The organism is Pseudomonas sp. KnCO4, assembly GCF_045344305.1.
Taxonomy (GTDB): Bacteria; Pseudomonadota; Gammaproteobacteria; order Pseudomonadales; family Pseudomonadaceae; genus Aquipseudomonas; species Aquipseudomonas anuradhapurensis.
In genome coordinates this window covers 834,918-859,325 of record NZ_CP174199.1, presented here as the reverse complement: position 1 = coordinate 859,325, position 24,408 = coordinate 834,918, and the positions used below count along the sequence as shown (strand labels likewise).

Here is a 24,408-nt window from a genome sequence, read left to right as displayed (position 1 = left end):
CAAGGGTCAGTCAGGGATACTGCTGAACCTGGCCTTGCTGGTCATACTGCTGACCCGGAATCGGCTTCAGGTTCACCTCCACCCGACGGTTCTGCGCACGGCCATTGGCATCGGCGTTGCTGGCGATCGGCTGATCCGGGCCCATGCCACGTACCGAGATCCGCGAGGCGTCGACACCCTGCGAAGTCAGGTAGGTGCTGACTGCCTGCGCGCGACGCTGGGACAGGTCCATGTTGTGCTGGCGGCTGCCGGTGCTGTCGGTGAAGCCGACCACCTCGATGGTGTTCTGGTTGAACTGCTTGAACGAGCTGGCCAGGTTGTTCAGCGGCGAATAGAAGCTTGGCGCGATATTCGCGGAGTCGGTGGCGAAGGTGATGTTGCCCGGCATGATCAGCTTGATCTGGTCACCCTGGCGCTGCACTTCCACACCGGTGTTGGCCATCTGCGCGCGCAGCTCGGCTTCCTGCTTGTCGGCGTAGTAGCCATAACCGGCGGCGGCGGCACCCACGGCAGCGGCGCCGATCAGCGCACCCTTGCCGCGGTTGTTGTGGTCGATGGCGGCACCGGCAATAGCGCCGGCCAGCGCGCCCAGGCCACCGTATTTGGCGGTCTTGCTCATCCCTGTGGAGCCCTGCGCCTGACCCTGGCTGTCATACGGGTTCTGGCCGGCACAGCCGGTCATCAGGGCTGCGGCGGTTGCGACGATAATCAGACGACGCATGGTGAACATGGACAAGCTCCTACTGAATTCATGAATGCGAGAATCGCAAACGGATCTATGCCAGCCTTGGATTGCGTAGGCAACGAAAAATTCCGTGAAAGTGCCTTCATGTGCCATCAGGCCCGCACGAAGGGGTTTTCGCGCATCTCGTCACCCAGCCGGGTATCAGGCCCATGGCCGGTCACCACAATGGCCTCTTCATCCAGCCGGTACAGCCGCTCCCTGATAGAACGGACGATAGCCCGCTGGTCGCCGCCCCACAAATCGGTGCGGCCAATACCGCGACGGAACAGGGTGTCGCCGGCGATCAGCAGCTTGGCATCGGCAAACCAGAAACTCATCGAGCCCGGCGTGTGGCCTGGGGTATGCAGGGCCACGCCGCAGCCGCAGGCCAGCTCTTCGTCGTCATTCAGCCAGCGGTCTGGCGCAGGTACCGGGGTATACGGCACGCCGAACATCTGGCACTGCATCTCCAGGTTATCCCACAGCGCCTGGTCGTCCTTGTGCAGGTGCAGGGTGGCACCGGTCAGCGCCTTGAGCTTGCCGGAGGCCAGGAAGTGATCGAAGTGCGCGTGGGTATGGATGATGCTCACCAGCGTCAGGCCATGGGCCTGCAGGCGGGCCAGGATCTTCTCCGGGTCACCGCCCGGGTCGACGACGATGGCCTTCTTGCTCAGCGGGTCGCCAATCAGGGTGCAATTGCATTGCAAGGGGCCTACGGGGAAGGTTTCGCGGATAAGCGCTGGCGATGGATTATGCATGGGGAATACGGGAGCTGGTTGATCGGAAGAGTTTGCATGCGTGCCCGTCCGAAATGCAAACCCTGCCAGTTTCAAGGCAAGAACAGTTTGAACAGCCCCCCGCCGAGCGCCCCGCCATTGGCGATCTCGATGCGCCCGCGCACCCCGCCGCTTTCATGTAACGCCGCGATGCGTGCGGCAAAGTAAAGGCCAAGGCCCGTGCTGCCGGTGTTCGAGTCAATGCCCTGGATGAATTCTTCCTGGCGTTCGAGCATGCGCTGTGGATAACCTGGCCCGTCATCGTTGACGCAGATGGCCAGCTGGTTGTCCGCTTCCTCGATGGTGATCAGCAAGGCATGCGCGGCAAAGCGAGTGGCGTTGGTGATGACGTTGGCGACCACCGAGGCCACCAGCTCGCGGTCGAAGAAGCCCAGTGGGTTGTCGGTGTCGACGCGCCAGGTGGCGAGGATGTCCTTGTGCCTGAGCACTTCCTCGTGGGCGGCCAATTGGGCTTCGATGAAGTCGTCCAGCTCGTGGTAGTCCGGGCACACCGGCAGCTGGTTGACGCCCAGTTTGTACAACCCCAACAACTGCACCAGCATGCCGTTGAGGTGACGAAACTCATGTTCCATCACCCCCTGCTCGGTACCACCGCGCAGTGCTTCGGGCAAGCGCTCCATCCACTGGTTGTGGGCCTGGATCAGCGCCGACAGGGAATTCTTCAGGTCATGCACGGTGGAGGCGATCACCGTGGAAAAATCCAGCCCTTGATTGTCTTGATTCATGCGCCGAACACCCGAATGTGCAATTTGCGGTAACGGTCGTAACGGTTGTCGCTGGCGGGAATGCCGGCCACGCTGGTCAGCGCGTCGCGGCATTCCTGCATGATCGCTGGCTGGGGGTTCTCACCGCCGATGCGCAGCAGCGCCTGGGCAGTGTTCAGGGCGATACTGATGTTTTTCGGCTGCAAGCCCAACGCCTTGCGGAACAGCTGCAACGCCTCGCCAAGCTGCCCCTCCTGGTAACTGCGCACGCCTTGGCGATTGAGGCTGACGGCTTCGGTAATGGCATTGAGCACGCCCGGGTCGCTGGTCAGCTTGCCCACCTTTTCCATGACCTTGGGGTCATCACCGTAGCTTTCCACACAGCCCTTCAGCACGCCGGCAGCGGCGGCTTCCTGGCCCATGGCCTGCAACTGTGCGGCGACGGTCAGGGCCGAATCGACCGAGAAGAACTGGTTCATCTTGTCCAGGCGCTGGATAGCCTGCTCGGTCAGTTTGGCCGCGGTTTCCGGGTCGCCGGCCTGCTGCAGGCTGGCGGCCTTCATCATGCGCGCGCGCACCTGCAAGCCCTGGTCCTCGGGGTTGTCCTTGGCCACCTCGCTGAGCGTGGCGTTGATCTCGACCCGGGTGCGTGCATCCAGGCCAAAACCGGAATTCTTGTTCATCAGCGACTGCACCAGGCCAAGGTTGTTCTCGGGGTCCTTGTAGCGCGAGCTCTGGCCCTGGTTCACCGCATGGCGAAACGCCTTCGAGGCGCTCTCGAAGTCGTCGTTCTCCAATGCCAGCTTGCCCAGCGTCGACTGCCGGCGCACCGACAACGGTGACAGCCGCACGGCTTCTTCGAGCATGCTCTGCGCACGCCTGGTTTCGCCCTGGGCCACCAGCACCTCGGCCATGCCATCGTACAGGCTCGGCATGATCGGGAAGGCCTTGAGCGCCTGCTCGTACACCCCCTGGGCCTGGGCATTCTGGCCACGCTTGTGCATCAGGCTGCCCAGGGCCGCGTACACCCACGGCTGCGGGCGGCTGGCGAGGATGGCCTTGAGGAATTTCTCCAGTTCCTCGAAGCGATTGAGATTGCGCAGGGCATCGGCCCGATAGCGCAGGCACAGCGGCGCCAGGCGCGGGTCGCGCTTGCACAGCTCGGCGCAGGCAGCCAGCACTTCGGCCGGGCGATCGCGGTCCAGGGCCTGCAGGATCGGCTTCAGCAGGTTCTTGCGCTGGTACAGCTTCTCGACACGCTGGGCCAGGCCAACCCGGTTGAACGGCTTGGTCAGGTAGGCATCGGGCTCGTGCTCGATGGCGCTGAGGACAATGGCCTGGCTGCTCTCGGCGGTGACCATGATGAATATGCACTCATGGCTGATGTGCTTGTCGAGGATCAGGTCCTCGAGCACCTGCTGGCCATTCTTCTTGCCGTCGCCCAGGTGGAAGTCCTGCAGGATCACGTCATAACGCTTCTGCGCGCACATGCGCAGCGCCTGCTCGCCGCTGTCGGCGGTGTCGACGTCACGCACACCCAGCTCGCGCAGCATGGACCGGGTCGACGTGCGAAAGTCGGTAAAGTCGTCGACGATCAGAAAGCTCTTTTGCCCGTACTGCAGCATCAACACGGCCTGCCTTGGAATAATTGAAAAATCGCGCGAAGCGATGCCACCGCTAGCTGTATCGGCAGCGGCTCGGGAAAGATGAGGGCAGCGCGTTGGCGGCCAGCAGCCCTGGCCTCGGTCATGACGCTAGCGGGCAATGCCCTGCGCAGCCAGCTTCAGGCCAGCAGCCCCAGGGTTTTGGCCTTGGCCACCGCCTGGGTACGCCGCTCTACCCCCAGCTTGCTGTTGATATGGCTGGCGTGGGTTTTTACCGTGTGCAGGGAAATGAACAGCCGCTCGCTGATCTGCTGGTTGGAACAGCCTTGGGCAATCAGCTCCAGCACTGCCAGCTCACGGCCGCTCAGCGCTTCGCCGCTGCCGCTGCTGGGCATCTGCGGCAAGCGCTTGAGCAGCTCGGCCTGCACCGGGCAAGCGGCACCTGCCTGCAAGTGCTCGTGAAGCCACTGCGGGTGCTGCTCCAGCAACGGCTGAAACGGTTGCAGCACGCCGCCACGGGCAGCTTCCAGCAGCCTGGGCAGCAATTGGGCAGCCTGCCCTTCCCGACCTTCGCCCAACAACAAGGCAAGCCACTGGCACAGGGCGTTGACGGCCAGCAGCATGCCGCCACTGGCCTGGCCGCGCTCGACCAGGCCGGCCAGGCGTTGCTCCGCAGCCTCGCCACGCGCCTGGGTGCGTTCCAGCAACGCCTGCTGCAAGGCGATGTGCAGCGGCAGCAACGGGTGGAATTCCGGCGCTGCTGCCGGGTGTTCACCGCCGTAGGTCTGGCCCAGGCGCAGCAGCCAGGACTCGGCCAGGTCCATGCGCCCCTGGGCCAGCCACAACTCGCATTTGACCAGGGTGATCATGGCCAGGTAATAGACCGGCGGGACGTCCCAGATGTGCATCAGCCGCTCGGCCTCGGCCAGTTCGGCAAAGGCCTCGGCAAAATGCCCTTCGCGGCCATCCAGGGTGGCGATCACGCAGTGGCCGATGAGCACGCTGATGTCACGGCACGCCCGTGCCTCGCCCAGCCCCGCACGCAAGCGGGCACGGCCCTGGGCCGGTTGCAGGCGCGAGACCAGCAGGTAGCCTTCGTACAAGGTCAGGCGCGCGCGCACGGCATACAGGCGCTGCGCCGAGAGCCCTTGCAGGCGTTGCAGCCCCTGGCGCACTTCGTCCAGTGCCCGCAGCACCTCGCCACGTGCGTGCAGGACGCGTGCGCGGTCGTAATGGGCCAGGGCCTCGAACAACGGGTTGCCGACCCGCTGCGCCAGCTCCAGGGCCTCGCGGTTCCAGCCACGCGCGCGCCAGAAGTCGCCATCGGCAATCGCCAGGTTGGACAATGTCGACAGGCACACCAGGCGCTGGCCATAACGCTTGTTCGGCAGGCTTTGCAGCGCTTCACTGCAATAGGCCAGGGTGCGTTCGCGGTCGCCACGGCCACGGGCGATCACACCGCTGAGCGCCAGCCACTGCGCCAGCATGGACTTTTGCGCGGTCGCCGAAGGTGCCGGCAGAAAGCGGCTGAGGTAGCCTGCCAGCTCCTCGGCCGCGTCCAGCTGGCAGGCCAGGCCCAACGCCCAGCTGTACAGCACGATCAGCCGCGGCGTGCTGATCAGCAGGCTGTCGGGCAGGTCCATCTTCCAGCGCAGCAACATGCCGACGTTCTGTTCGGCCAGCAATTGCTCCTCGGACAAGCTCTGCACCAGGTTGGCGGCGACATCCAGGTGGCCGGCACGCAGGGCTTGTTCCACCGCCTCGTCCAGCAGGCCCTGGCTTTCGAACCAGCGGCAGGCGCGCAACTGCAGCGCTGCCAGCGGCTGGCTGGCCTGGCGGCTGCGCAACAGGTCGGAGAACAGGTGGTGGTAGCGAAACCAGTGGCCATGCTCGTCCAGCGGTACCAGGAACACCTGGTGCGCCTGCAGGAAGCGCAGGATCGCGGCACTGTCGTGGCGACCACGCACGGCATCGCACAGCGGGGCGCAGAAGCGTTCCTGGCAGGCCGTGTCGTAGAGGAAGGCCTGCACGTCGGCCGGTAGCCTGTCGATGACTTCTTCCAGCAGGTAATCGCGGATCAAGCCTTCGCCGCCATGCAAAGCCTGGGGCAAGGCCTGCTCGTCAGCGGACTCGCTGGCCGCCAGTTGCCAGAAGCGCAACCCGGCCACCCAGCCGTCGCTGCGCTGGATCAGGTTGTCCAGCGCCTGGCCACGCAGGCCGGTGGGTTGGCGGCCGATCACCGCCAGTGACTCTTCGGCGGTCAGCCGCAGGTCCTGCTCATTGAGCTCGACCAGCTGCCGCGACAGGCGCAGGCGCGCCAGGTGCCAGTCCGGGCGCTGGCGGCTGGTGACCAGCAGCACCAGGCCGGGCGGCAGGTGATTGAGGAAGAACTGCAGGCAGCGGTCGAGCACCGGCCCTTGGGCCAGGTGATAGTCATCCAGCACCAGCAACAGCGGCGTATCGGTTTGCAGGTACAGCGCCAGCTCGTCGAGCAGGCCATCGAGCCATTCCTCGAAGGCGAACGGCTGGTGGCGCTGGCGCATTTTCAGCAGGCCCATGGCCTGGCCGCCCAGCGCCGGGCAATATTGCTGCAGGCCTTCGAGCAGGCGCTCGAGGAAGCGGCCAGGGTCGGCATCGCGCTGACTCAGGCCCAGCCACAGGCTGCGCCAGTGTTCCGGTAGCGCTTCGCAGAATTCGATGGCCAGCGAGCTTTTGCCGAACCCTGCGGGGGCGTTGACCAGCAGCAGCCGCCCGCCGAGGCCGGCCTGCAGCCGCTGGCACAGGCGCAGGCGCGGGACATGGCCGTCCGGCAAGGGCGGACGGAAGAAACGCCCGTCCAGCAGGCCCAGGGCCTGGCTGGTGAACCCATGCGTACGGGACAGATCTGTCATGGCCGGCTCGTTCTGGTTGGAAGACTACGGCGAGATGGATGCCTGCGAGACTAGCGGGTAACGCTGCGTATTTGAAGATGATGGGCGCCACAGCGCCGGAAAAGACTACGACAAAAAGCAACAAGGCGGATGGACAGGAGCTGGGGCGGGGGTTTGGCGGGATATTCAGCAGGTTTATCGGTGGTTCCGGGCGCTTCGCGGGTAAACCCGCCGCCAGCTGAACTGGGCTATGCCGGTAGAAGCGGGCTTACCAATCCGAAGCGCCCGGAACAGGCAGATGGAAACGCCCCGGCAAGCCGGGGCGTTCTGGGGCTGCACAACCTAGCGAATGCCTGACTGGCGCAGTGCCGCAGGCTGGAAATCCGCCTTGCTGGCGCTGAAGCCGAAGTCGTAGGCGCGCTTCTCTTCGTTCTTCATGCCCAGGGCCAGGTAACGGCCCGACTGCAGGTCGTAGATCGCCTCCAGGGTGTACCACGGCACTTCCACGTTGTAGTACGGCTGGGCATGTGCCTCGGACACCCGCCACAGCTGGCCACGGCCGTCATACTGGTCGATCACCGCTGCCTGCCAGGTGTCTTCGTCGATGTAGAAGTCACGCTTGGCGTAGATGTGCCGCTGGCCTGGCTTCAAGGTGGCGACCACGTGCCACACGCGGCGCAGCTCGTAACGGGTCAGGTCCTGGTTGATGTGGCCGGCCTTGATGATGTCGGTGTACTTGAGCTCGGGGTCGTCGAGCTTGAAGGCGTTGGAAGCGATGTACAGCTCCTTCTTGCCTTCGAGCTTCCAGTCATAGCGGTCCGGGGCGCCGTTGAACATGTCCAGGTTGTCCGAGGTGCGCAGGCCGTCGGCGGCGGTACCCGGGCCGTCATACGACACTTGCGGGGCCTGGCGCACGCGGCGCTGGCCAGCGTTGTAGATCCACGCCTTGCGCGGCTCCTTCACCTGGTCGAGGGTTTCGTGTACCAGCAGCACGGTGCCGGCCAGGCGCGCAGGCGCGGTCACTTCCTGCTTGAAGTAGAACAGGATGTTGCCCGGGTTGTTCGGGTCGTAGTCCTTCATCTTGTCGCGGAAGACGAACTGGTCGGAAAAGTACACAGGGTTGAATGACCCGTTCTGCTGCGGCGTGGCCTGGGTCACCAGGCGGCTGACGCTGCCGCCGCGGTAACGGGTGATATGGTTCCAGATCACTTCCAGGCCGCTTTTCGGAATCGGGAATGGCACGGCGGTGCGGAAGTTGCTCAGGCCGTTGCCGCCTTCGACCAGGGTGGTCTTGGTGGCGTTTTCCTTGATGGCGGCGAACACATCGGCCGGTACCGTGGCGCCGCGATGGGTCTTGTATACCGGAAGCTTGAAGGTGTCCGGGTAGCGCTTGAGCATCGCCAGCTGGCCCGGCGAGAGCTTGTCCTTGTACTGCTCGGCATTCTGCGCGGTGATGGTGAACAGCGGCTTTTCACTGCCGTACGGGTCGGACAGGAAGCCCTTGCCGTCGGCGCTGCCGGCGCTCTTCGCCAGCGGCTCCCATGGGCCGATCGAGCCATCGGCGTTACCGGCCTTTTCGGCCCCCATCGGGGTCAGGGTACTGCCCAGCTTGGCTGCCTCGTCGGCGGATACCGCAGCCATGACGCTGGTGGCCAGCAGGGACAGGCCCAGTACACCGGCCTGCAGCAGACTTCTGGTCTTGTTCATGTCGTGTCGTCCTGGATCTGTGTGCTTAGAAGTTCACGCCGAAGCTGAGCGCGACGAAGTCACGGTCATCCACGGTGGTGTACTTGCCATCGAAGAAGTTGGTGTACGACAGGCTTGCCGTGTAGGTGTTCTGGTACTCGGCGTCGAGGCCCAGGCTGACCGCCTTGCGGCCTTCCTCGAAGTTGGCGCCAGGGCCTGGCGAATAGCCATCGACGTCGTGCGACCAGGCTACGCTCGGCTTGAGGTTCACCCCAGCGAATACATCGTTGTAGTCCCAGATGGCTCGGGCCCGGTATCCCCAGGAGGTGCTGGTGGTGAAACCATCACTGTTGCAGTTGCGCGACAGATTGGCAGTGGAACTCCCCAGGCCAGAACCGCCGATGGTAGTACCATTGAGCGCTGTACACATGCCGCCAGGCAGTTCCCCAGGCCCATATACCGGGTCGCGGCCATAACGCGCCTTGCTGGTGCTCTCCAGCCCCCCGACATGGGTTACGCCGACTTCGCCTACCAGCGTCAGACGGCTCGCGCCCATCACCTGGTCGAAGAAGTGGGTGAAGGTTGTCTGGAATTGGGTAACTTCCTTGCGACGATAGCCGTGCAGGTCCTGCCCTGCTGTACCTTGCAAAACGGAGGCATCTCCGTAACCGGGCAGCGGCGTCACGCCAGCAAACAGGATGTCGGTGGTGTTGAGCTGCACCGGTGCGTTGGGGCGGTAGCTGAGTTCGCCACTCCACGCAGTACCGGTCGGTAGCGTGGTGGAGAAGCTCAAGCCATAGAGGCGAATGTCTTCTGGATATTCGACGAAATACTGCGAATTACCCGCCACGATAAGGGGGCGCAATGCGGCTGGCAGCGCAGCGACGCGATCGAACACCGCCTTTGAAGCGCCGGTGGCACTGAAGATCGGTGCGCGGCTGTGATAGTTCATGAAGTAGGCACCGAACTCGGTGTCCAGCGGCTCGAACATATAGCGGAACGCGAAGCCGAACTGGCCACTGTCGCGCGCATCACGGTCTGCGCCGCGGCGCACCAGCACGCCCTCATCGTTGTAGTCGACACCACTGGACGCGAGCAAGCCCTGGACGAGAGGTGGCTGCTGGCCTAGGACACGGCCGCTGGCCAGCACGCGCAGGTTGTCGGTACAGCCGTCGGCAATGATGTCCGGCTGGGAGAAGAACGTGCCGCAGTTGTCGACGACCGTCTGGTCCCACTCGATCTGGTAGAAGGCCTCGGCCGACAGGTTGTCGGTCAGGCTCTGCGAAACGTAGAACATGTTGACCGGAATCAGGCCTTCCTTGATCTCGGCCCCCGGGCGGCGGAACGCCGACACGTCGATCGGGTTGATCGAGTTGATGCCGCCACCGATGAAGGTACTTTCACCCCAGCTCACCACCTGCTTGCCCAGGCGTACCGAGCCTGGCTGATCGCCGATGGAATAGTTGTGGTAGACGAAGGCATCGAGCAGCTCGGCACCAGACGACTTGGCTCCCTCCTTGCGGTTGGAGTCGCTGATGTCCTTGAATTCGCGGCCTTCGTCTTTCAGTTCGAAGTCGTACCAGTACTTGCCCCGCACGAATACGCCAGTGTCGCCGTACTTGAGCTCCAGGTCATGGATGCCCTTGAAGATCTTGGAGAAGGTTTCGCCCTTCTTGAAGTTCAGGTGGCCATCGTCCGATGTCTGCGACAGGCCCTTGCCGCCGTTGTTCACCCCGATCAGGTTCTTGTTGGGGTTGGCCGTCGACCAGCTGGCGCCGATGGAGAGCGACGAGTCGAACTGGCCTTCGATTTCACCAATGTTGAAACTGACAGCGAAAGCAGGACTTGCGAGCGTGGAAGCAAGGCTGACGGCCAGGGGCAACTTGGCCCGGCGCCAGAACGGGTTTGCAGATTTCATCGACGCTACTCCATGTACTTTTTTTGTTATGGCAGTGAGTCCTTTCAAGAACGGCCCGAGCGACCGGTTTGCAGGCTTGCGCCCGCGACGACATGGCTTGCGCATGTCGCATCCCCATTCCTGAAAATCCCCTGGCCCCGACTATAGCCAGCAAGGCACAGGCGCTTGATCCCTCTAAAGTGTGATTTGCGCTCCGTGCTGCCAACGCGCTGCCGTGTGCTGTCGGTGGCGCGCTGGCGGTGCTAAAGGATGGCGTATTTTCGCCGTTTGGCAAGGCTGGGGCGCTCTAGAATGCGGGTCGCATGCGGTGCAAGGCGACCCGCAGGGCGGTTACAGGGTGGAAAGGAAGGCGCTGTTACTGGCCTGCCACTGGACGATGTCCTGGCGGATGCGTTTCTTGTCGAGCTTGCCGACGCTGGTCTTGGGAATTTCAGTAACAATGGCGATCTGGCTTGGAATCGCCCACTTGTTGATATGCCCTTGCTCGACAAAGGGCTTGAGGTGCTCCTTGAGTGCCTTGGCGTCGATGGCCTGGCCTTCGCGCACCACCAGCAGGGCAAACGGGCGCTCGCCCCATTGCGGGTCGGCCACCCCCACCACGGCCACTTCGCGCACCGCCGGGTGGCGGCTGACCAGGTCCTCCAGATCAAGCGAGGAAATCCACTCGCCACCGGTCTTGATCACATCCTTGATGCGGTCGCGAATGTCGATGTAGCCCATGCCGTCCAGGGTCGCGACATCACCGGTGTGCAGCCAGCCCCCCTGCCACAGCTCCTCGCTCTTCTCCGGCTCCTTGAAATAGCCCAGGGTCAGCCAAGGTGCACGCAACACCAGCTCGCCCTGGGTTTCGCCGTCGGCAGGCAAGAAGTTGCCGTCACCGTCGACGATCGCCGCTTCCACCAACGGTACCGGCACGCCGGCCTTGATGCGGTAGGTGACGCGCTCATCGTCGCTGCCGGCCTGCAGCTCGTCGTTCAGGTGGGCGGCGGAAATCAGCGGGCAGGTTTCCGACATGCCATACGCCGCGGTCAGCTGGATGCCACGCGCCAGGGCGGCCTGGTACAGCGAACGGTTGAGCGCGCTGCCGCCGATGATGATCTTCCAGCCGCCAAAGCCCTGCCCTTGGGCGGTCGGGCAGTTGAGCAGCATCTGCAGGATGGTCGGCACGCAATGGGAGAACGTGACCTTTTCCTCGCGCCACAGCTTGACCAGCATCTCCGGCTCGTAGCGCCCCGGGTACACCTGCTTCATGCCGAGCATGGTGGCAACGTAGGGGATGCCCCAGGCGTGCACGTGGAACATCGGGGTGATCGGCATGTACACGTCGTCGCTGCCCATCAGCCGCACGCTGTCGATGCTGCCGGTCACCGAAGCTTCGGCCAGGGTATGCAGCACCAGTTGCCGGTGAGTGAAGTACACACCCTTGGGGTTACCGGTGGTGCCGGTGGTGTAGAAGGTGGTGGCCACCGAATTTTCGTCGAAATCCGGGAAAGCGTAGTGCGGGCTGGCGGCGGCCAGCAATTGCTCGTATTCGCCGACCAGCCCGGGCAGCTCGGCGGTCTTGTCCGGGCCATCGGTCAGCAGCAGGGTCTTGTCGACAGTGGTCAATTGCCCGGCAATGGCCTGGTACAGGCCGACGAAGTCGCTGTTGACCAGCACCACGCGGTCTTCGGCGTGGTTCATGGTGTAGAGGATCTGCTCGGGCGACAGGCGCACGTTGATGGTGTGCACCACCGCACCGATCATCGGGATGGCGAACATGCATTCCAGGTAGCGGTGGCTGTCCCAGTCCATCACCGCCACGGTGTCACCCGCCTTCACGCCCGCCTCGGTCAGCACGTTGGCCAGGCGCGCAATGCGCTCGTTGAGCTGCGGGTAGGTCAGCCGCAACTGGTCGCGGTAGACGATTTCGCGGGTCTTTTCATAGCGGCTGCCAGACATCAGCAGGCGTTTGATCAGCAGCGGGTAGGCGTAGGCGCCCTCGGCGGGCTTGATGATGCGGGTCTGCAACATGGGTATCCCTTTCTGGAAAAGGCGGGCCGGACAACTCTGGCAACTACTGTAGTCCGCCAATGTGACGGCCAAATCAGCCGAAGGAATGATTTGTGCGCTAAAGGTATGAGTGACGGGCGTTGACGGGCGGTAACCGCGGGCTAGACACTGCGCTGACAGCTTCAGGATTTGTGCTGGATCTGCAGGCCCTTTCGCGGGCCAGAACACCGATACCCCTGCCCTGCACCGGAGAGCCCCATGCCCAGCCCGCGTCGCGCCGTGTTTCTCGATCACCAGTCCCTGGACCTGGGCGATCTCGACCTCTCGCCCCTTAAGCAGCAGTTCGACGAATTCGAGCTCTACGCCGCAACCCGCCCGGACCAGGTCGCCGAACGCCTGCAGGGCGCGGTGGCGGTAATCAGCAACAAGGTCGTGCTCGACGCCGCGACGCTAGTCGCCAATCCGCAATTGAAGCTGATCCTGATTGCCGCCACCGGCACCAACAATGTCGACCTGGCGGCGGCCCGTGCCCAGGGCATCACCGTCTGCAACTGCCAGGGCTACGGCACACCGTCTGTGGCCCAGCACACCCTCGCCCTGCTGCTGGCCCTGGCCACCCGCCTGTGCGACTACAACCAGGCAGTAGCCGACGGCCGCTGGGCCGAGGCCAGCCAGTTCTGCCTGCTGGACTTCCCTATCGTCGAACTGGAAGGCAAGACCCTCGGCCTGCTCGGCCACGGCGAGCTGGGCGGCGCGGTGGCGCGGCTGGCCGAAGCCTTTGGCATGCGCGTGCTGAGCGGGCAGATCCCCGGCCGCCCGGAACGCCCCGACCGGCTGCCGCTGGACGAGCTGCTGCCACAGGTCGACGCCCTGAGCCTGCACTGCCCGCTGAACGAGCACACCCGGCACATGCTCGGCGCCCGCGAACTGGCGATGCTCAAGCCCAATGCACTGGTGGTCAACACCGCTCGCGGTGGCCTGATCGACGAGCAGGCGCTGGCCGACGCCCTGCGCAGCGGCCACCTCGGTGGCGTCGCCACCGACGTGCTGAGCGTGGAGCCGCCGATCAACGGCAACCCGTTGCTTGAACCCGGCATTCCGCGCCTGATCATCACCCCGCACAGCGCCTGGGGCGCAGTGGAGTCGCGCCAGCGCATCGTCGGCCAGCTGAGCGAGAACGCCCAGGCCTTCTTCGCCGGGCAGCCGCGCCGCGTGGTCAGCTGAGCGCGGCGCCCGGCTCTGCTACACTGCGCCACTTTTTCAGGAGGCGTCGTCCATGGACCCGCGCAGTGAAGTGTTGCTCCGCCAGGCAGAGCTGTTCCAGGGGCCGCTGCTGCTCGCCGGTGCCCCCGCCGACGGCCTGCTCGGCCAGTTGCCCCAGGCCCAGGCCTGGACCTGGCATGCCGGCGATCAGGGTATCCTCGAAAGCCGTTACGCCGGCCGCAGCCACTACGGGGTCGAGCCGCCGCAGGTGGCGTTCGACAGTGCCGTGCTGTTCCTGCCCAAGTCCCGCGAGCTGGCAGCCTACCTGCTCAATACCCTGGCCGCGCGCCTGGGCGGCCGCGAGCTGTACCTGGTCGGCGAGAAACGTGGCGGCATCGAAGGCGCAGCCAGGCAGCTGCAGGCGTTCGGCAAACCACGCAAACTCGACAGCGCGCGCCATTGCCAGCTGTGGCAAGTGAGCATTGACCAGGCACCAGAAGCCAAACCCCTGGCAAGCCTGGCCGAACGCTTCGAACTCGCCCTGGAAGACGGCCCGTTGCAGGTGGTCAGCCTGCCCGGGGTGTTCAGCCATGGTCGCCTCGATCGCGGTACGGCGCTGCTGCTCAAGCACCTCGATGGCCTGCCAAGCGGGCATGTGCTGGACTTCGGCTGCGGCGCCGGGGTGCTCGGTGCCACGGTGAAACGCCGTTATCCGCAAAGCCGCGTGACCCTGCTCGACGTGGATGCCTTCGCCGTGGCTGCCAGCCGCCTGACCTTGGCCGCCAATGGCCTGGAAGGCGAAGTGATCAGCGGCGACGGCATCGACGCGGCGCCTACCGAGCTGAGCCTGATCCTGAGCAACCCGCCATTCCACACCGGGGTCCACACCAACTACCAGGCCTCGGAAAACTTGCTGAAAAAATCGGCGATTCATCTGCGAAAAGGTGGCGAAATGCGCCTGGTGGCCAACAGCTTCCTGCGCTACCAGCCGCTGATCGAAGGCGCGCTGGGCAACTGCCGGGTGCGCGACGAAGCCGATGGCTTCCGCATCTACCAGGCAACACACGAATAAAAACAGCGCTTGCCGAAAGCGTTTTGCCTAGGCAGAATCCGCACCGTCCTAGGGGAGTAGTCTCCCGCGAGCGCCCAGCTCGCCCGGTACGCGTCAACATACTTGGCCCACAGGCCATGGCGCGTGCGACCCACCATGCAGGCTGCATGGCGAGATCCGCATAGACGGGTCCAGGGTTTGACAAGACCTATGACACGCACACCTTACCCGGGGCGGGGAGGCTGTACGTGTCATAGCCGTGTCGACCCGCCCCCGTAGGAATCCTGATGCTGGAATCTCTGTTGGTCCCCACCGCAATCGTTGCGCTCGCCGAAATTGGCGACAAGACGCAGCTGCTCGCGCTCATTCTCGCTGCCCGCTTCCGCAAGCCATGGCCGATCATCGCGGGCATCATCGCGGCGACCCTGGCCAACCATGCCGCGGCCGGTGCCGTGGGGGCATGGGTCGGCAGTTTCTTCAGCGCTGCGGCGTTGCACTGGGTGCTGGCCGCGAGCTTTACCGCCACGGCGCTGTGGACCCTGGTGCCGGACAAGATGGATGACGACGAGAGCCCGGCGCGCCGCTTCGGGCCGTTCCTGACCACGCTGATCGCGTTCTTCCTGGCGGAAATCGGTGACAAGACCCAGGTCGCCACGGTGATGCTGGCGGCTCAGTATCCGCACCTGATCATGGTCATCATCGGCACTACCCTGGGCATGCTGATTGCCAACGTGCCGGTGGTCCTGGCAGGCAACTTCGCAGCAGACAAACTGCCGCTGACGCTGATTCGTCGCCTGGCAGCGACAGCGTTCTTCGTCCTGGCAATCGTGGCCGTCTATTCGGCGATGAAGGCCAGTGGCTGGGTCGGGTAACTCGCAAGGCGGGGCTGCTGCGCAGCCCATCGCGACACAAGGCTGCGCCTACAAGCAGTACGCGCCTGCTGTACGAGCGGCCTTGTGTCGCGAAAGGGCCGCTAAGCGGCCCCATGAGCAGCCATTACTTCTTGGCCGCCTGATACAGCGGCATTACTTTCGGAATCGCTGCCTGCAACGAAGCGATACGGCTCGACGACGCCGGGTGGGTGCTCATGAACTCAGGCGGCGCACCTTCGGAAGCCTTGGTCATCTTGTTCCACAGGGTGATCGCGGCATTCGGGTCGTAACCGGCACGTGCCGAGAGTTCCAGGCCAATCAGGTCGGCCTCGTTCTCGTTGGCCCGGCTGTTGGGCAGGGTCATGGCATAGTTCACCACCGTGTCGGCCAGGGCCATGCTGCTCTGGCCCAGGCCGAAGATGGCACCGGCACCCTGGCGGGCCATTTCCACGCCGTACGCCTTGGACATCGCCTCGCGGCTGTGCTCACGCAAGGCGTGGGCGATCTCGTGGCCGACCACTGCGGCGATTTCCGCATCGGTGAGCTTGAGCTGGTCGATCAGGCCGGTATAGACGATGATCTTGCCACCTGGGCCGCAGTTGGCGTTGAGCTCGTCGCTCTTGATCACGTTGACCTGCCAGTCCCACTGCGCGGCATCCGGGCGGAACTTGGGGGCCTGGGCGATCAGGCGGTCGGCGATGGCCTGCACGCGCTTGGCATCGCTGCTGGACTTGTCGAGCACGCCTTTGCTGGACGCCTCGCCGAGGGTCTGCTGGTACGACTGGGCGTACATCTGGTTGACCTCATCGGCCGAAAGCATGCTGAACATGTATTGCTGGCGTTCGACGCCGACAGCACCGCCGCTGGTGGTATTCACCGCCTGGCAGCCAGCTAGCAGGATGCCAGCACTCAACAGGCTGACAACAAAAGACTTACGCATGAAAACACTCCCTTTACTACATGCGCCGTATCCTAGGCTGACTGGCCCGTGGGCCGCCATAGCCGTAGATAAGATTTCACACTGGAGCCGGACAACCGGGTGCAGACCGGCCATCAGGCCGGGGTCAGGCACTCCGGGGCGTCCAGCTTCGGGTCATTGACAAAGTTGGCCAACGCCCGTTCACGCAACTGTGCCGACGGGCTGGCCAGCAGCTCGTGCAGGCGCGTCAGTGGCGTGTCCGGGTCAAGCCAGGCCGCCTGCCCTGCTTCGTCCAGGATCAGCGGCCGGCGTTGGTTCATCGCCGCCTGGGTCACTACCGCACAACTCAGCCACACCTGGTCCTGCACGGGGTAGGCCTCCCACACGGCGGCGAAGTATAGCGATGCGCCCTCCCCTGGGGTCAACCAATACGGGCGCTTGCGCACACTGCCACGCCATTCGTAGAAACCGTTGGCCGGCATCAGGCAACGCCGCTGGCGGAACGCATCACGAAACATCGGCTGTTCGGCCAGGGTTTCGGCGCGGGCATGGGCGGGGGTGCGGGACAGGTCGGTGAGCCAGGCCGGGGTCAGCCCCCAGCGCGCCTTGGCCAGTTGCAACTGGCCGTCCAGCTGGCGCTGGATCAGCACCGAAGCCCCGGGCGAGATGTTCCATTGGGCCGGTTGCCCGGCAGGAAAGCCCGGTAGGCAGACCAGCGCCTGGGGCCAGCGAAACAGCGCGTAACGTCCACACATGGGCGAATTCAGAACCTAACAGATCAAGGTACCGGGGAAACTCTCCGGTTCGTCGCCAACCAGTGGCTGGGCGTCATTGTACGCATCGATCAGCTGTCGTGCGTATTCCGCCTGCTCATCAGCCACGGCCAGCCCCAGCAGGCCTTGCAGCGGCAGCTCGCCGGCGGCACCGACCAGGTCACGGCCAACCACGTGTACCACGATCCCTTCGCTGGCAAGCATACCCGCCAGCATTTCCGCCTCGAGCAGGCTTTCCGGTTCGTAGATGCGCTGCATCAGGTGTCATCCTCACGGCGGACTTCGAGCAGCCATTCGTCACCATGCACCTGCAGAATGCACACCACAGGCTGGCAACACACCTGGCAATCCTCGGTATAGACCTGGTCGCCAGCAGACAGATCGACGGTAGTTTCCACCCGTTCGCCACAATAAGGGCAATCGTAGAAGTCGGTTTCCAGCATCGCGGTCTCCGCAGTGACTTATGCGTATAATTGCCGGTCTGTTTACAGGGCCTGCGTGCGTCCGAGCCGTTTTTCGGAGCCCGTCCCTACCTTATTACCCTAGCCGTTTCCAACAAGAGAGCATGATGGGCGAATTCGATGCCATCCGACCGTACGACGACGCTGAGGTCCCTGCCGTTCTGGCACGCCTGCTCAGCGACCCGGCATTCCTCGATATCCTCACCCACTTCCGCTTCCCGCGTGCGGCCGGCGCCCTGGGCTGGTTGCTCAAGCCGCTGATCGCCCGCCGCCTGCGCAAGGAATTCGCCGGCGTTACCTGTGTCTCGACCTTGCAGGACAAAGTCGAGTACTACGTCGACCAGACCATCGATCGTGCCACCGACGGCGTTACCTATTCTGGTGTCGAGCAGCTCAAGGCCGGCACGGCCTACCTGTTCCTGGCCAACCACCGTGACATCGTCATGGACCCGGCCTTCGTCAACTATGCGGTGTACCACGCCGGCCTGCCCACGCCGCGCATCGCCATCGGTGACAACCTGCTGCAAAAACCCTTTGTCAGCGACATGATGCGCCTGAACAAGAGCTTCATCGTGCACCGCTCGATCAGTGGGCGGCGCGAGAAGCTGGCCGCCTACCAGTTGCTTTCGGCGTACATCAACCATTCGATCCGCAACGACGTTACCTCGATCTGGATCGCCCAGGCCGAAGGCCGCGCCAAGGATGGTGACGATCGCACCGATTCGGCGATCCTCAAGATGTTCCACATGAGCCGCAAGGACGAACCGTTCGGCGCGGTGATCCAGAGCCTGAACCTGACGCCGGTGTCGATCAGCTACGAATACGACCCATGCGACCAGGCCAAGGCCCGCGAGCTATATATCCGCGCTACCACCGGTACCTACAAGAAGGCGCCGGGCGAGGACGACAACAGCATCGCCAAGGGCATTACCGGCTACAAAGGCCGGGTACATATCAACTTCGCCCCACCGGTGACCGAGTACTACGAGGACACCAAGCAACTGGCTGCCGAAATCGACCGTCAGATCCTCGGTGGCTACCGGCTGTTCCCGGTCCATTACCTGGCGTATGCGATGTGGGACGGCAAGGATGAGTCCTTGCAGGTGCCGAGTGCGGAAAAGATATTCCCGGCTGATGAGCTGGCCCGGGCCAGGGAGGAATGGCAACGCCGCCTGGAGGCCTGCCCTGAGGAGCAGCGGCCATATCTGGTGCTGCAATACGCAACGCCGGTGCGTAACCAGTATCAGGTCAGGCAGCAGGCATCGATAGCCTGAAGGAACGCCGGGGCTGCGTTGCAGCCCATCGCAGGCAAGCCAGCTGCCACAGCGGCCGAGCTTGCCTGCGATGGGCGCGAGGCGGCGCCGAAATCAGACCCAGGTACTGAGCCAGGACAGCAGCAACGCCATCGCCAGGCACGAAAAACCCAGGATGTAGAAGTATCGCGGTACCCGCAGGTCGAACGCGTCGACCAGCACATCCTCCAGCGCCAGCATCTCGCGGGTTTCCGCCTCGCGGCGCCGTGCACTGTGCAGCAGCAACCCGCCCGGGCAGGTCAGCAACAGCGCCAGCAGATTGATCAGCTTGGTCGGATGGGCGGCCAGGAACCCCCAGAGCACTTGCAAGGACATCACGCAACCTCGGTGTGAGCGACGGCAAAGGCACGCATTCTACCCAAGTCGAGCCCTGACGCCCGGGCCAGGCGACAAAGCGTAATTAAATTTCATCTGTCATGAGCTCGTCATCTGAACAGGCCACCCTGTCGGCCTTTCCATGACCCGGAGCTTGTTCATGCTGCATGCCGAAAACCAGGACCGCCTCTATCTGGTCGCCCAGAGCGATGACCAGCAGGCGCTGATCGATGGTTTTGCCATCAACGTGCAGGACCGCCAATGGCTGGTGTATTGCGCATTGGGTGGGCACGCGCATGAAAGCCTGCCGGATATCGATCCCCATACCGGCCTCAGCGTGCTGGATTTCCAGATAGAAGCTGCGTAACCCTGGGTTGGCCGGTTCGCGGGCACGCCGGCAAAGACTCCAGATAACAAAAAACCCGCTGTCTGAACCAGGCAGCGGGTTTTCTTCATGCGGCTGAAGGCTTACTGCCCCAGCACCTGGCCGATGCTCGGGTCCTTGAACAGGCGGGTCAGGGCATCGCTCAGTACATCACCCACCAACTGGTTGTTGGTTTCCTGGTTCGGCGCCATGCCGAAACGCTGGTCCAGCGAGGCGCCGTAACGGCCACTGTAGGTACGGCCGCCGTTGGCGACGTCGGCACGGAAGGTAGCGCCGATGGTCGCCTCGGTGACGTACAGGTTGTCTTTCGGCGACTGGTACTTCAATTCGGCCAGGGTCACGGTCAGCTGCGGCGCGTTATAGGCGTTGGGCGTCGGGGTGAAGCCGAGCAGACGCACGGCGGCTTCGGCCTGGGCCTGCAGCTTGGGCACGATGTCGTTACCGCTGACGCTGATGGTGCTGGTTTCGGGGTACATGCCACCACGAGTGCCCAGGGACTGCGACGCCCGGCCGTCAACCACCCGGACCACCACCGGCTGGCCATGGCCGACCGGGGCGAGCTGGGCCTTGAGCGTGGGTTGCGGGTTGAGTTGTTGCGGGCTGTGGGCACAACCAACCAGGCTGAGGCTGGCCACGGCGATCAAACCGAACAACAGACGTTGCAACATGCGCGTTACTCCAGAAAATGCGGCGAAGGCCCACAGTATACCCAGCCACACATCGACCAGTCATCGGCCTGGCCCGGTTGTCACAATGGTTTCATCGCCGCGCCCTTATCCTTGCGCCAAGCCCCAACGCACAGGACCTGCTGCCATGGCCTCGCTCTGGACCCTGCTCTTCCGACGCCCGCGCCACAACGCCTATGCCCGCCTCGACGCCGACGGCAAATGCCTGGCCTTCAAGCAATGCCGCCAGGCCCCCAACGGCAGCGGCTGGGTCCGGGTCGGGGAAATCCAGCTCGCCTGGCTGGGCCGCGAGCTGCCCGCCAGCGCCCGGGTTTGCGCACGCGCAAGCCGCCGCTGGCACCAGCGCATCCTCACGGCCTGACAAACGCTGCAATAAAAACCACGAATGGCGACATTTCTGCGCGCGACATCGCTATAATCTCCCCCCGATTATAAGGACGTCTCCTGATCGGGCCCCGCATCGCCGCTTGACCCCGGCAACTTCACCGCTTCGCCCACAGAGAGCCTTCCACTCAGGTCTTGCATCGGCTGTCGTGCCTGCTTTCCGGCCCTTCACACTGCATGAACCTGCGGGTTGCCATCGCGCAGTCCCCTTTTGAGGTTCACGTCTCCAAAAGAGCGTGAAAAAACGGTTTTCACAACTTCACAAGAGTGTGGCGAGCAAATGAACAGTCTGGCATGTGCAAAAGCGGCAGATGTGTCCCGAACAGCCCTGAACAGGCGGCAAATGCGCTCATCGCGGATGAGTATCTGAGCCGTTCCATAACGCACGCACGACACCTTGACCATAAGTCGAATTGCCGCACCCGTGGCAAACGGCGTTCAATAGCGAACCCGAAGACTGATTGGCGGTGCCCGCGGAAGTTGCAAGAACTGCGATAAGTCGGACATGGCGATCCTGGCGACCCCAGGTCCTATGCTGTCAATTAGGTAGCTGTAGATTGTGGAGACGCGTTAAATGGCGCAGAACGAATCGGTTGATGTGGTACTGGTAGGCGCGGGCATCATGAGTGCCACCCTGGCCGTACTGCTCAAGGAGCTCGACCCGACCCTGAAACTCGAGGTCGTCGAGGCGATGGACTCCGGAGCCGCGGAAAGCTCCAACCCCTGGAACAACGCAGGTACCGGCCACGCCGGCCTGTGCGAGCTTAACTACACGCCGCAGGCCGCCGATGGCAGCATCGACATTAAGAAGGCCGTGCACATCAACACCCAGTTCGAGGTCTCGCGCCAGTTCTGGGCCTACCTGAGCAAGAAGGGCAACTTCGGCTCGGCGCGTGCCTTCATCAACCCTGTCCCACACCTGAGCTACGTCGAGGGTGACAAGGGTATTGCCTTCCTCAAGAAGCGCTTCGAGCTGCTCAAGCAGCACCACGCCTTCGCCGAGATGGAATACACCGAAGACAAGGCGCTGATGAATGAGTGGATGCCGCTGATGATGCCAGGCCGCCCGGCCGACCAGCGCATCGCCGCCACCCGCGTACTCAAGGGCACCGACGTCAACTTCGGCGCGCTGACCAACAAGCTGCTCAAGCTGCTGGGCGACGCCGAGCATGCACAGGTCAAGTACAGCAAGAAGGTCGTTGGCCTGCGCCGTAACGGCAGCGGCTGGACCGTGAGCATCAAGGACGTCAACAGCGGCGGCAGCCGCGAAGTGGACGCCCGCTTCGTCTTCCTCGGTGCCGGTGGCGCGGCCCTGCCGTTGCTGCAGATGTCCGGCATTCCGGAAAGCAAAGGCTTCGGTGGCTTCCCGGTCAGCGGCCAGTGGCTGCGTTGCGACAACCCGGAAATCGTCAAGCAGCACCAGGCCAAGGTCTACAGCCAGGCTGCGGTCGGCGCCCCGCCGATGTCGGTACCGCACCTGGACACCCGCGTGGTCGACGGCAAGAAATCGCTGCTGTTCGGCCCCTACGCCGGCTTCACCACCAAGTTCCTCAAGCACGGTTCGCTGATGGACCTGCCGCTGTCGGTGCGCATGGGCAACATCGGCCCGATGCTGGCCGTGGCCCGCGACAACATGGACCTGACCAAGTACCTGGTCAGTGAAGTGATGCAGTCGATGGAACAGCGCCTGGAAGCCCTGCGTCGCTTCTACCCGCAGGCCAAGGCCGAAGACTGGCGCCTGGAAGTGGCTGGCCAGCGTGTGCAGATCATCAAGAAAGACCCGAAGAAAGGCGGTGTGCTGCAGTTTGGTACCGAGCTGGTCTCGGCCCAGGACGGCAGCCTGGCCGCACTGCTCGGCGCATCGCCGGGTGCTTCGGTGACCGTGTCGATCATGCTGGAACTGATCGAGCGCTGCTTCCCCGAGCAGGCCAAGGGTGCCTGGGCTGCCAAGCTCAAGGAAATCTTCCCGGCGCGCGAGAAGACCCTGGCGACCGACGCTGCCCTGTACCACAAGATCAGTGCCGACAACGACGCGGCGCTGGACCTGGTGGAAAGCAGCCCGGCGGCCAAGCATTACGCCTGATTCGGCTGGTAACGAAAAAACGCCCCTCGGGGCGTTTTTTTGTGCCTGGTTACTCACCAACCTGTGCCGGCCTCTTCGCGGGCATGCCCGCTCCCACAGGTTCGGCGCCACCCTCAGGCTGTGTACTATCCCTGTGGGAGCAGGCGCGCCCGCGAAGAGGCCGGTGCAGGCTAACGATCAACCACGGGCGCTGGCGATGATCTCAATGTACTCCGCCGCATTGCGCTGGTCGGCAATCAGCTCGACGAAGGTCTTGCCATGCTCGTCCTTGCCATCCAGGTCCAGGCCCGCTTCGACGAAGAAGCCGACAAAGCGTGCGAAGTCGTCGACGCGCAGGCCGCGGTAGGCCTTGACCAGCTTGTGCAGCGAAGGCGAGGTCACCCCATCGGCCGGCTCGAATTGCAGGAACGTCTTGATGTAGTCGTCGCTGATCTCGTCGCCGATTACCTGTTTCTTGTCTTTACGCATTGCCGACTCCAACTGGACCATCACGGGATTTCGAAGGCCGGCAGTGTACCCCCCGCAGGCCGCGCGCCTCAACGCGTACGTACGGTGCCGGTGTGCAGGTCGGCCCAGATGTGGCCGTTGGCGTAGGTGAGGAACTGCACGTACAGCGTTTCATTACGCAGCAGGTCCATGATCACCCGGTAGTCGCTGACCGGGTAATTCAGGCTCAGGGTGCGGGTCTTGTCGTCATACACAGGCTTTTTCAGGCTCTTGGCCGCTTCGCCGTCGAAGGTCAGCAGCACCTGGGTGATGGTGGCGCCCTTGCTCAGTGGCTTGCCCTTGAGGCGCACCTGCAATGACGAGGTGATCGGGATCGGCTGCTGGTCGGACTGACGCTGGGCCCCGACGACCACCGAATAATCGGTTACTTGCAGCAATTGCTGGCCGGTCGGCGCTTCCTGGCGCAGGGACTGGTCGTCGGGTGGCAGGAACTGGCTGTGCAGCGGTGCGGCGGCAAGCGGCAGGCTGACCGCCAGCAGAAGGGGAAGAAACGCACGCATGTGAGGCTCCTTGTATGAAGGGGCACTCTAGCACGGCGTGCACAACCTCTTGTAGGAGCGGCCTAGCGTCGCGATCGGGCTGCGCCGCAGCTCCTCGATTGAAGCTTCGCCACCAAAATGGCCGGGGCCGCCTTGCGCCCCATCGCGACACAAGGCCGCCCCTACGGCTGAGTGCGCCGGCCTGGCGTCAATCGAACTGCGCAAGCATCCAGGCCTGGTACCCGGCAACGCCCTCGTCACCTTCGCGCGGCGCCCAGTGCGCGTGCTCGCCCTCGCCCACTGGCCGGTACGGCCCGGCCTTGCACTCGAACAGGATGCTGTCCGGCTCCAGTACCACCAACCCGTGGTAGGTGCCGGGCGCCAGGTCCACGCCAAGGCAGTCACCGCCTGCCTGCAATATCCGCTTGCCGGTCACCGCGCCCTGCTCATCGAACAACAGCAGGCCGAAGCGCCCCTTGAGGGCAAGCAGCGTTTCCGCCTTGTCGGCGCTGAGGTGGCGGTGCGGCGGGATGTAGGTACCCGGCTGCAGGCCGACTGCCATGCGGTGGCAGGGTTCGTCCATCTCGTGGAAATTATGGTGCTGGCGCCCGCGTGGGTTGGCGGCAGCCTGCGCGGCCAGCCCGGCGAACAACGCTTGGTCGATGAACGCAGGCTGGCGCAT

The 24,408-nt window shown here is 63.8% G+C and carries 24 protein-coding genes and 1 riboswitch; of the genes, 7 read left to right on the top strand and 17 right to left on the bottom strand.

What is annotated here, in order from left to right; all coding sequences use genetic code 11:
• Positions 1–10 precede the first annotated feature (10 nt).
• The 8 genes from ACJA3S_RS04005 to ACJA3S_RS03970 form a co-directional block, all read right to left on the bottom strand.
• Complete coding sequence (locus ACJA3S_RS04005) at positions 11–730, bottom strand: OmpA family protein (protein WP_225780436.1); 720 nt, start codon at positions 728–730, stop codon at positions 11–13.
• Between the two features lie 107 nt (positions 731–837).
• On the bottom strand, positions 838–1,482 hold the full coding sequence (locus tag ACJA3S_RS04000) for an MBL fold metallo-hydrolase (protein WP_406820905.1): 645 nt from the start codon (positions 1,480–1,482) through the stop codon (positions 838–840).
• A 71-nt stretch (positions 1,483–1,553) separates the two neighbouring features.
• Positions 1,554–2,246, bottom strand: a complete 693-nt coding sequence (locus ACJA3S_RS03995; protein ID WP_406820904.1) for a sensor histidine kinase — start codon at positions 2,244–2,246, stop codon at positions 1,554–1,556.
• Positions 2,243–3,850, bottom strand: coding sequence for a response regulator (locus ACJA3S_RS03990; RefSeq protein WP_170028285.1), 1,608 nt, complete (start codon positions 3,848–3,850; stop codon positions 2,243–2,245). The genes ACJA3S_RS03995 and ACJA3S_RS03990 overlap by 4 nt, the downstream gene beginning before the upstream one ends.
• 158 nt (positions 3,851–4,008) lie before the next feature.
• Positions 4,009–6,720 (bottom strand): LuxR C-terminal-related transcriptional regulator, encoded by a 2,712-nt coding sequence (locus tag ACJA3S_RS03985; protein ID WP_406820903.1) that lies wholly within the window; start codon positions 6,718–6,720, stop codon positions 4,009–4,011.
• A gap of 321 nt (positions 6,721–7,041) precedes the next feature.
• Positions 7,042–8,406, bottom strand: coding sequence for a DUF1329 domain-containing protein (locus ACJA3S_RS03980; protein ID WP_406820902.1), 1,365 nt, complete (start codon positions 8,404–8,406; stop codon positions 7,042–7,044).
• Between the two features lie 25 nt (positions 8,407–8,431).
• On the bottom strand, positions 8,432–10,303 hold the full coding sequence (locus ACJA3S_RS03975; protein ID WP_406820901.1) for a DUF1302 domain-containing protein: 1,872 nt from the start codon (positions 10,301–10,303) through the stop codon (positions 8,432–8,434).
• Between the two features lie 330 nt (positions 10,304–10,633).
• Positions 10,634–12,316 (bottom strand): fatty acid--CoA ligase, encoded by a 1,683-nt coding sequence (locus ACJA3S_RS03970; protein WP_406820900.1) that lies wholly within the window; start codon positions 12,314–12,316, stop codon positions 10,634–10,636.
• A 237-nt stretch (positions 12,317–12,553) separates the two neighbouring features.
• On the opposite strand from ACJA3S_RS03970, the gene ACJA3S_RS03965 reads away from it, so the two are divergent.
• From ACJA3S_RS03965 to ACJA3S_RS03955, 3 genes are all read left to right on the top strand, one after another.
• A complete protein-coding gene (locus ACJA3S_RS03965; RefSeq protein WP_406820899.1) occupies positions 12,554–13,519 on the top strand; it encodes a 2-hydroxyacid dehydrogenase in 966 nt (321 codons plus the stop codon).
• A gap of 52 nt (positions 13,520–13,571) precedes the next feature.
• On the top strand, positions 13,572–14,570 hold the full coding sequence (locus tag ACJA3S_RS03960) for a methyltransferase (RefSeq protein ID WP_406820898.1): 999 nt from the start codon (positions 13,572–13,574) through the stop codon (positions 14,568–14,570).
• Between the two features lie 39 nt (positions 14,571–14,609).
• Positions 14,610–14,748: riboswitch (yybP-ykoY riboswitch) on the top strand.
• Positions 14,749–14,839: 91 nt separating this feature from the next.
• Positions 14,840–15,421 carry a TMEM165/GDT1 family protein gene (locus tag ACJA3S_RS03955; RefSeq protein ID WP_170034036.1) on the top strand — a complete coding sequence of 194 codons (582 nt, stop codon included), beginning with the start codon at positions 14,840–14,842 and terminating at the stop codon, positions 15,419–15,421.
• Positions 15,422–15,545: 124 nt separating this feature from the next.
• Here ACJA3S_RS03955 and ACJA3S_RS03950 read toward each other — a convergent pair whose 3' ends face one another.
• From ACJA3S_RS03950 to ACJA3S_RS03935, 4 genes are all read right to left on the bottom strand, one after another.
• The gene (locus ACJA3S_RS03950) at positions 15,546–16,361 is read right to left on the bottom strand and encodes a M48 family metallopeptidase (RefSeq protein ID WP_170028278.1); all 816 of its coding nucleotides are present in this window, start codon (positions 16,359–16,361) and stop codon (positions 15,546–15,548) included.
• Positions 16,362–16,474: 113 nt separating this feature from the next.
• On the bottom strand, positions 16,475–17,095 hold the full coding sequence (locus tag ACJA3S_RS03945) for an SOS response-associated peptidase (protein WP_406820897.1): 621 nt from the start codon (positions 17,093–17,095) through the stop codon (positions 16,475–16,477).
• Positions 17,096–17,110: 15 nt separating this feature from the next.
• Positions 17,111–17,371, bottom strand: coding sequence for a putative signal transducing protein (locus ACJA3S_RS03940; RefSeq protein WP_406820896.1), 261 nt, complete (start codon positions 17,369–17,371; stop codon positions 17,111–17,113).
• Complete coding sequence (locus ACJA3S_RS03935; RefSeq protein WP_170028275.1) at positions 17,371–17,556, bottom strand: CPXCG motif-containing cysteine-rich protein; 186 nt, start codon at positions 17,554–17,556, stop codon at positions 17,371–17,373. The genes ACJA3S_RS03940 and ACJA3S_RS03935 overlap by 1 nt, the downstream gene beginning before the upstream one ends.
• 122 nt (positions 17,557–17,678) lie before the next feature.
• On the opposite strand from ACJA3S_RS03935, the gene ACJA3S_RS03930 reads away from it, so the two are divergent.
• Positions 17,679–18,848, top strand: a complete 1,170-nt coding sequence (locus ACJA3S_RS03930) for a 1-acyl-sn-glycerol-3-phosphate acyltransferase (RefSeq protein ID WP_406820895.1) — start codon at positions 17,679–17,681, stop codon at positions 18,846–18,848.
• 93 nt (positions 18,849–18,941) lie between these two features.
• Here ACJA3S_RS03930 and ACJA3S_RS03925 read toward each other — a convergent pair whose 3' ends face one another.
• Positions 18,942–19,202: a hypothetical protein gene (locus ACJA3S_RS03925; RefSeq protein WP_186673704.1), complete on the bottom strand. Its 261-nt coding sequence runs from the start codon at positions 19,200–19,202 to the stop codon at positions 18,942–18,944.
• A 160-nt stretch (positions 19,203–19,362) separates the two neighbouring features.
• Between ACJA3S_RS03925 and ACJA3S_RS03920 the strand changes: the two genes are divergently transcribed.
• Positions 19,363–19,569 (top strand): hypothetical protein, encoded by a 207-nt coding sequence (locus tag ACJA3S_RS03920; RefSeq protein WP_170028272.1) that lies wholly within the window; start codon positions 19,363–19,365, stop codon positions 19,567–19,569.
• A 101-nt stretch (positions 19,570–19,670) separates the two neighbouring features.
• On the opposite strand, the gene ACJA3S_RS03915 is transcribed toward ACJA3S_RS03920, so the two are convergent.
• Entirely contained in the window at positions 19,671–20,255 is a 585-nt protein-coding gene (locus ACJA3S_RS03915; protein ID WP_170028271.1) for a YajG family lipoprotein, read from the bottom strand.
• 145 nt (positions 20,256–20,400) lie between these two features.
• Here ACJA3S_RS03915 and ACJA3S_RS03910 point away from each other — a divergent pair, with 145 nt between their 5' ends.
• Both ACJA3S_RS03910 and mqo read left to right on the top strand, forming a co-directional pair.
• Positions 20,401–20,634, top strand: a complete 234-nt coding sequence (locus tag ACJA3S_RS03910; RefSeq protein WP_406820894.1) for a hypothetical protein — start codon at positions 20,401–20,403, stop codon at positions 20,632–20,634.
• Between the two features lie 597 nt (positions 20,635–21,231).
• Positions 21,232–22,740 carry a malate dehydrogenase (quinone) gene (gene mqo, locus ACJA3S_RS03905; RefSeq protein WP_406820893.1) on the top strand — a complete coding sequence of 503 codons (1,509 nt, stop codon included), beginning with the start codon at positions 21,232–21,234 and terminating at the stop codon, positions 22,738–22,740.
• Between the two features lie 177 nt (positions 22,741–22,917).
• Here mqo and ACJA3S_RS03900 read toward each other — a convergent pair whose 3' ends face one another.
• The 3 genes from ACJA3S_RS03900 to ACJA3S_RS03890 form a co-directional block, all read right to left on the bottom strand.
• On the bottom strand, positions 22,918–23,208 hold the full coding sequence (locus tag ACJA3S_RS03900) for a PA4642 family protein (protein WP_406820892.1): 291 nt from the start codon (positions 23,206–23,208) through the stop codon (positions 22,918–22,920).
• 68 nt (positions 23,209–23,276) lie between these two features.
• Positions 23,277–23,747: a hypothetical protein gene (locus ACJA3S_RS03895; protein WP_406820891.1), complete on the bottom strand. Its 471-nt coding sequence runs from the start codon at positions 23,745–23,747 to the stop codon at positions 23,277–23,279.
• A 187-nt stretch (positions 23,748–23,934) separates the two neighbouring features.
• Positions 23,935–24,408 (bottom strand): WbuC family cupin fold metalloprotein, encoded by a 474-nt coding sequence (locus tag ACJA3S_RS03890; RefSeq protein ID WP_406820890.1) that lies wholly within the window; start codon positions 24,406–24,408, stop codon positions 23,935–23,937.

Coding starts and splice junctions, on each gene's coding strand:
- ACJA3S_RS04005 (WP_225780436.1), bottom strand. CDS start 730: ATGTTCACCATGCGTCGTCTGATTATCGTCGCAACCGCCGCAGCCCTG.
- ACJA3S_RS04000 (WP_406820905.1), bottom strand. CDS start 1,482: ATGCATAATCCATCGCCAGCGCTTATCCGCGAAACCTTCCCCGTAGGC.
- ACJA3S_RS03995 (WP_406820904.1), bottom strand. CDS start 2,246: ATGAATCAAGACAATCAAGGGCTGGATTTTTCCACGGTGATCGCCTCC.
- ACJA3S_RS03990 (WP_170028285.1), bottom strand. CDS start 3,850: ATGCTGCAGTACGGGCAAAAGAGCTTTCTGATCGTCGACGACTTTACC.
- ACJA3S_RS03985 (WP_406820903.1), bottom strand. CDS start 6,720: ATGACAGATCTGTCCCGTACGCATGGGTTCACCAGCCAGGCCCTGGGC.
- ACJA3S_RS03980 (WP_406820902.1), bottom strand. CDS start 8,406: ATGAACAAGACCAGAAGTCTGCTGCAGGCCGGTGTACTGGGCCTGTCC.
- ACJA3S_RS03975 (WP_406820901.1), bottom strand. CDS start 10,303: ATGAAATCTGCAAACCCGTTCTGGCGCCGGGCCAAGTTGCCCCTGGCC.
- ACJA3S_RS03970 (WP_406820900.1), bottom strand. CDS start 12,316: ATGTTGCAGACCCGCATCATCAAGCCCGCCGAGGGCGCCTACGCCTAC.
- ACJA3S_RS03965 (WP_406820899.1), top strand. CDS start 12,554: ATGCCCAGCCCGCGTCGCGCCGTGTTTCTCGATCACCAGTCCCTGGAC.
- ACJA3S_RS03960 (WP_406820898.1), top strand. CDS start 13,572: ATGGACCCGCGCAGTGAAGTGTTGCTCCGCCAGGCAGAGCTGTTCCAG.
- ACJA3S_RS03950 (WP_170028278.1), bottom strand. CDS start 16,361: ATGCGTAAGTCTTTTGTTGTCAGCCTGTTGAGTGCTGGCATCCTGCTA.
- ACJA3S_RS03945 (WP_406820897.1), bottom strand. CDS start 17,095: ATGTGTGGACGTTACGCGCTGTTTCGCTGGCCCCAGGCGCTGGTCTGC.
- ACJA3S_RS03940 (WP_406820896.1), bottom strand. CDS start 17,371: ATGCAGCGCATCTACGAACCGGAAAGCCTGCTCGAGGCGGAAATGCTG.
- ACJA3S_RS03935 (WP_170028275.1), bottom strand. CDS start 17,556: ATGCTGGAAACCGACTTCTACGATTGCCCTTATTGTGGCGAACGGGTG.
- ACJA3S_RS03930 (WP_406820895.1), top strand. CDS start 17,679: ATGATGGGCGAATTCGATGCCATCCGACCGTACGACGACGCTGAGGTC.
- ACJA3S_RS03925 (WP_186673704.1), bottom strand. CDS start 19,202: ATGTCCTTGCAAGTGCTCTGGGGGTTCCTGGCCGCCCATCCGACCAAG.
- ACJA3S_RS03920 (WP_170028272.1), top strand. CDS start 19,363: ATGCTGCATGCCGAAAACCAGGACCGCCTCTATCTGGTCGCCCAGAGC.
- ACJA3S_RS03915 (WP_170028271.1), bottom strand. CDS start 20,255: ATGTTGCAACGTCTGTTGTTCGGTTTGATCGCCGTGGCCAGCCTCAGC.
- ACJA3S_RS03910 (WP_406820894.1), top strand. CDS start 20,401: ATGGCCTCGCTCTGGACCCTGCTCTTCCGACGCCCGCGCCACAACGCC.
- mqo (WP_406820893.1), top strand. CDS start 21,232: ATGGCGCAGAACGAATCGGTTGATGTGGTACTGGTAGGCGCGGGCATC.
- ACJA3S_RS03900 (WP_406820892.1), bottom strand. CDS start 23,208: ATGCGTAAAGACAAGAAACAGGTAATCGGCGACGAGATCAGCGACGAC.
- ACJA3S_RS03895 (WP_406820891.1), bottom strand. CDS start 23,747: ATGCGTGCGTTTCTTCCCCTTCTGCTGGCGGTCAGCCTGCCGCTTGCC.
- ACJA3S_RS03890 (WP_406820890.1), bottom strand. CDS start 24,408: ATGCGCCAGCCTGCGTTCATCGACCAAGCGTTGTTCGCCGGGCTGGCC.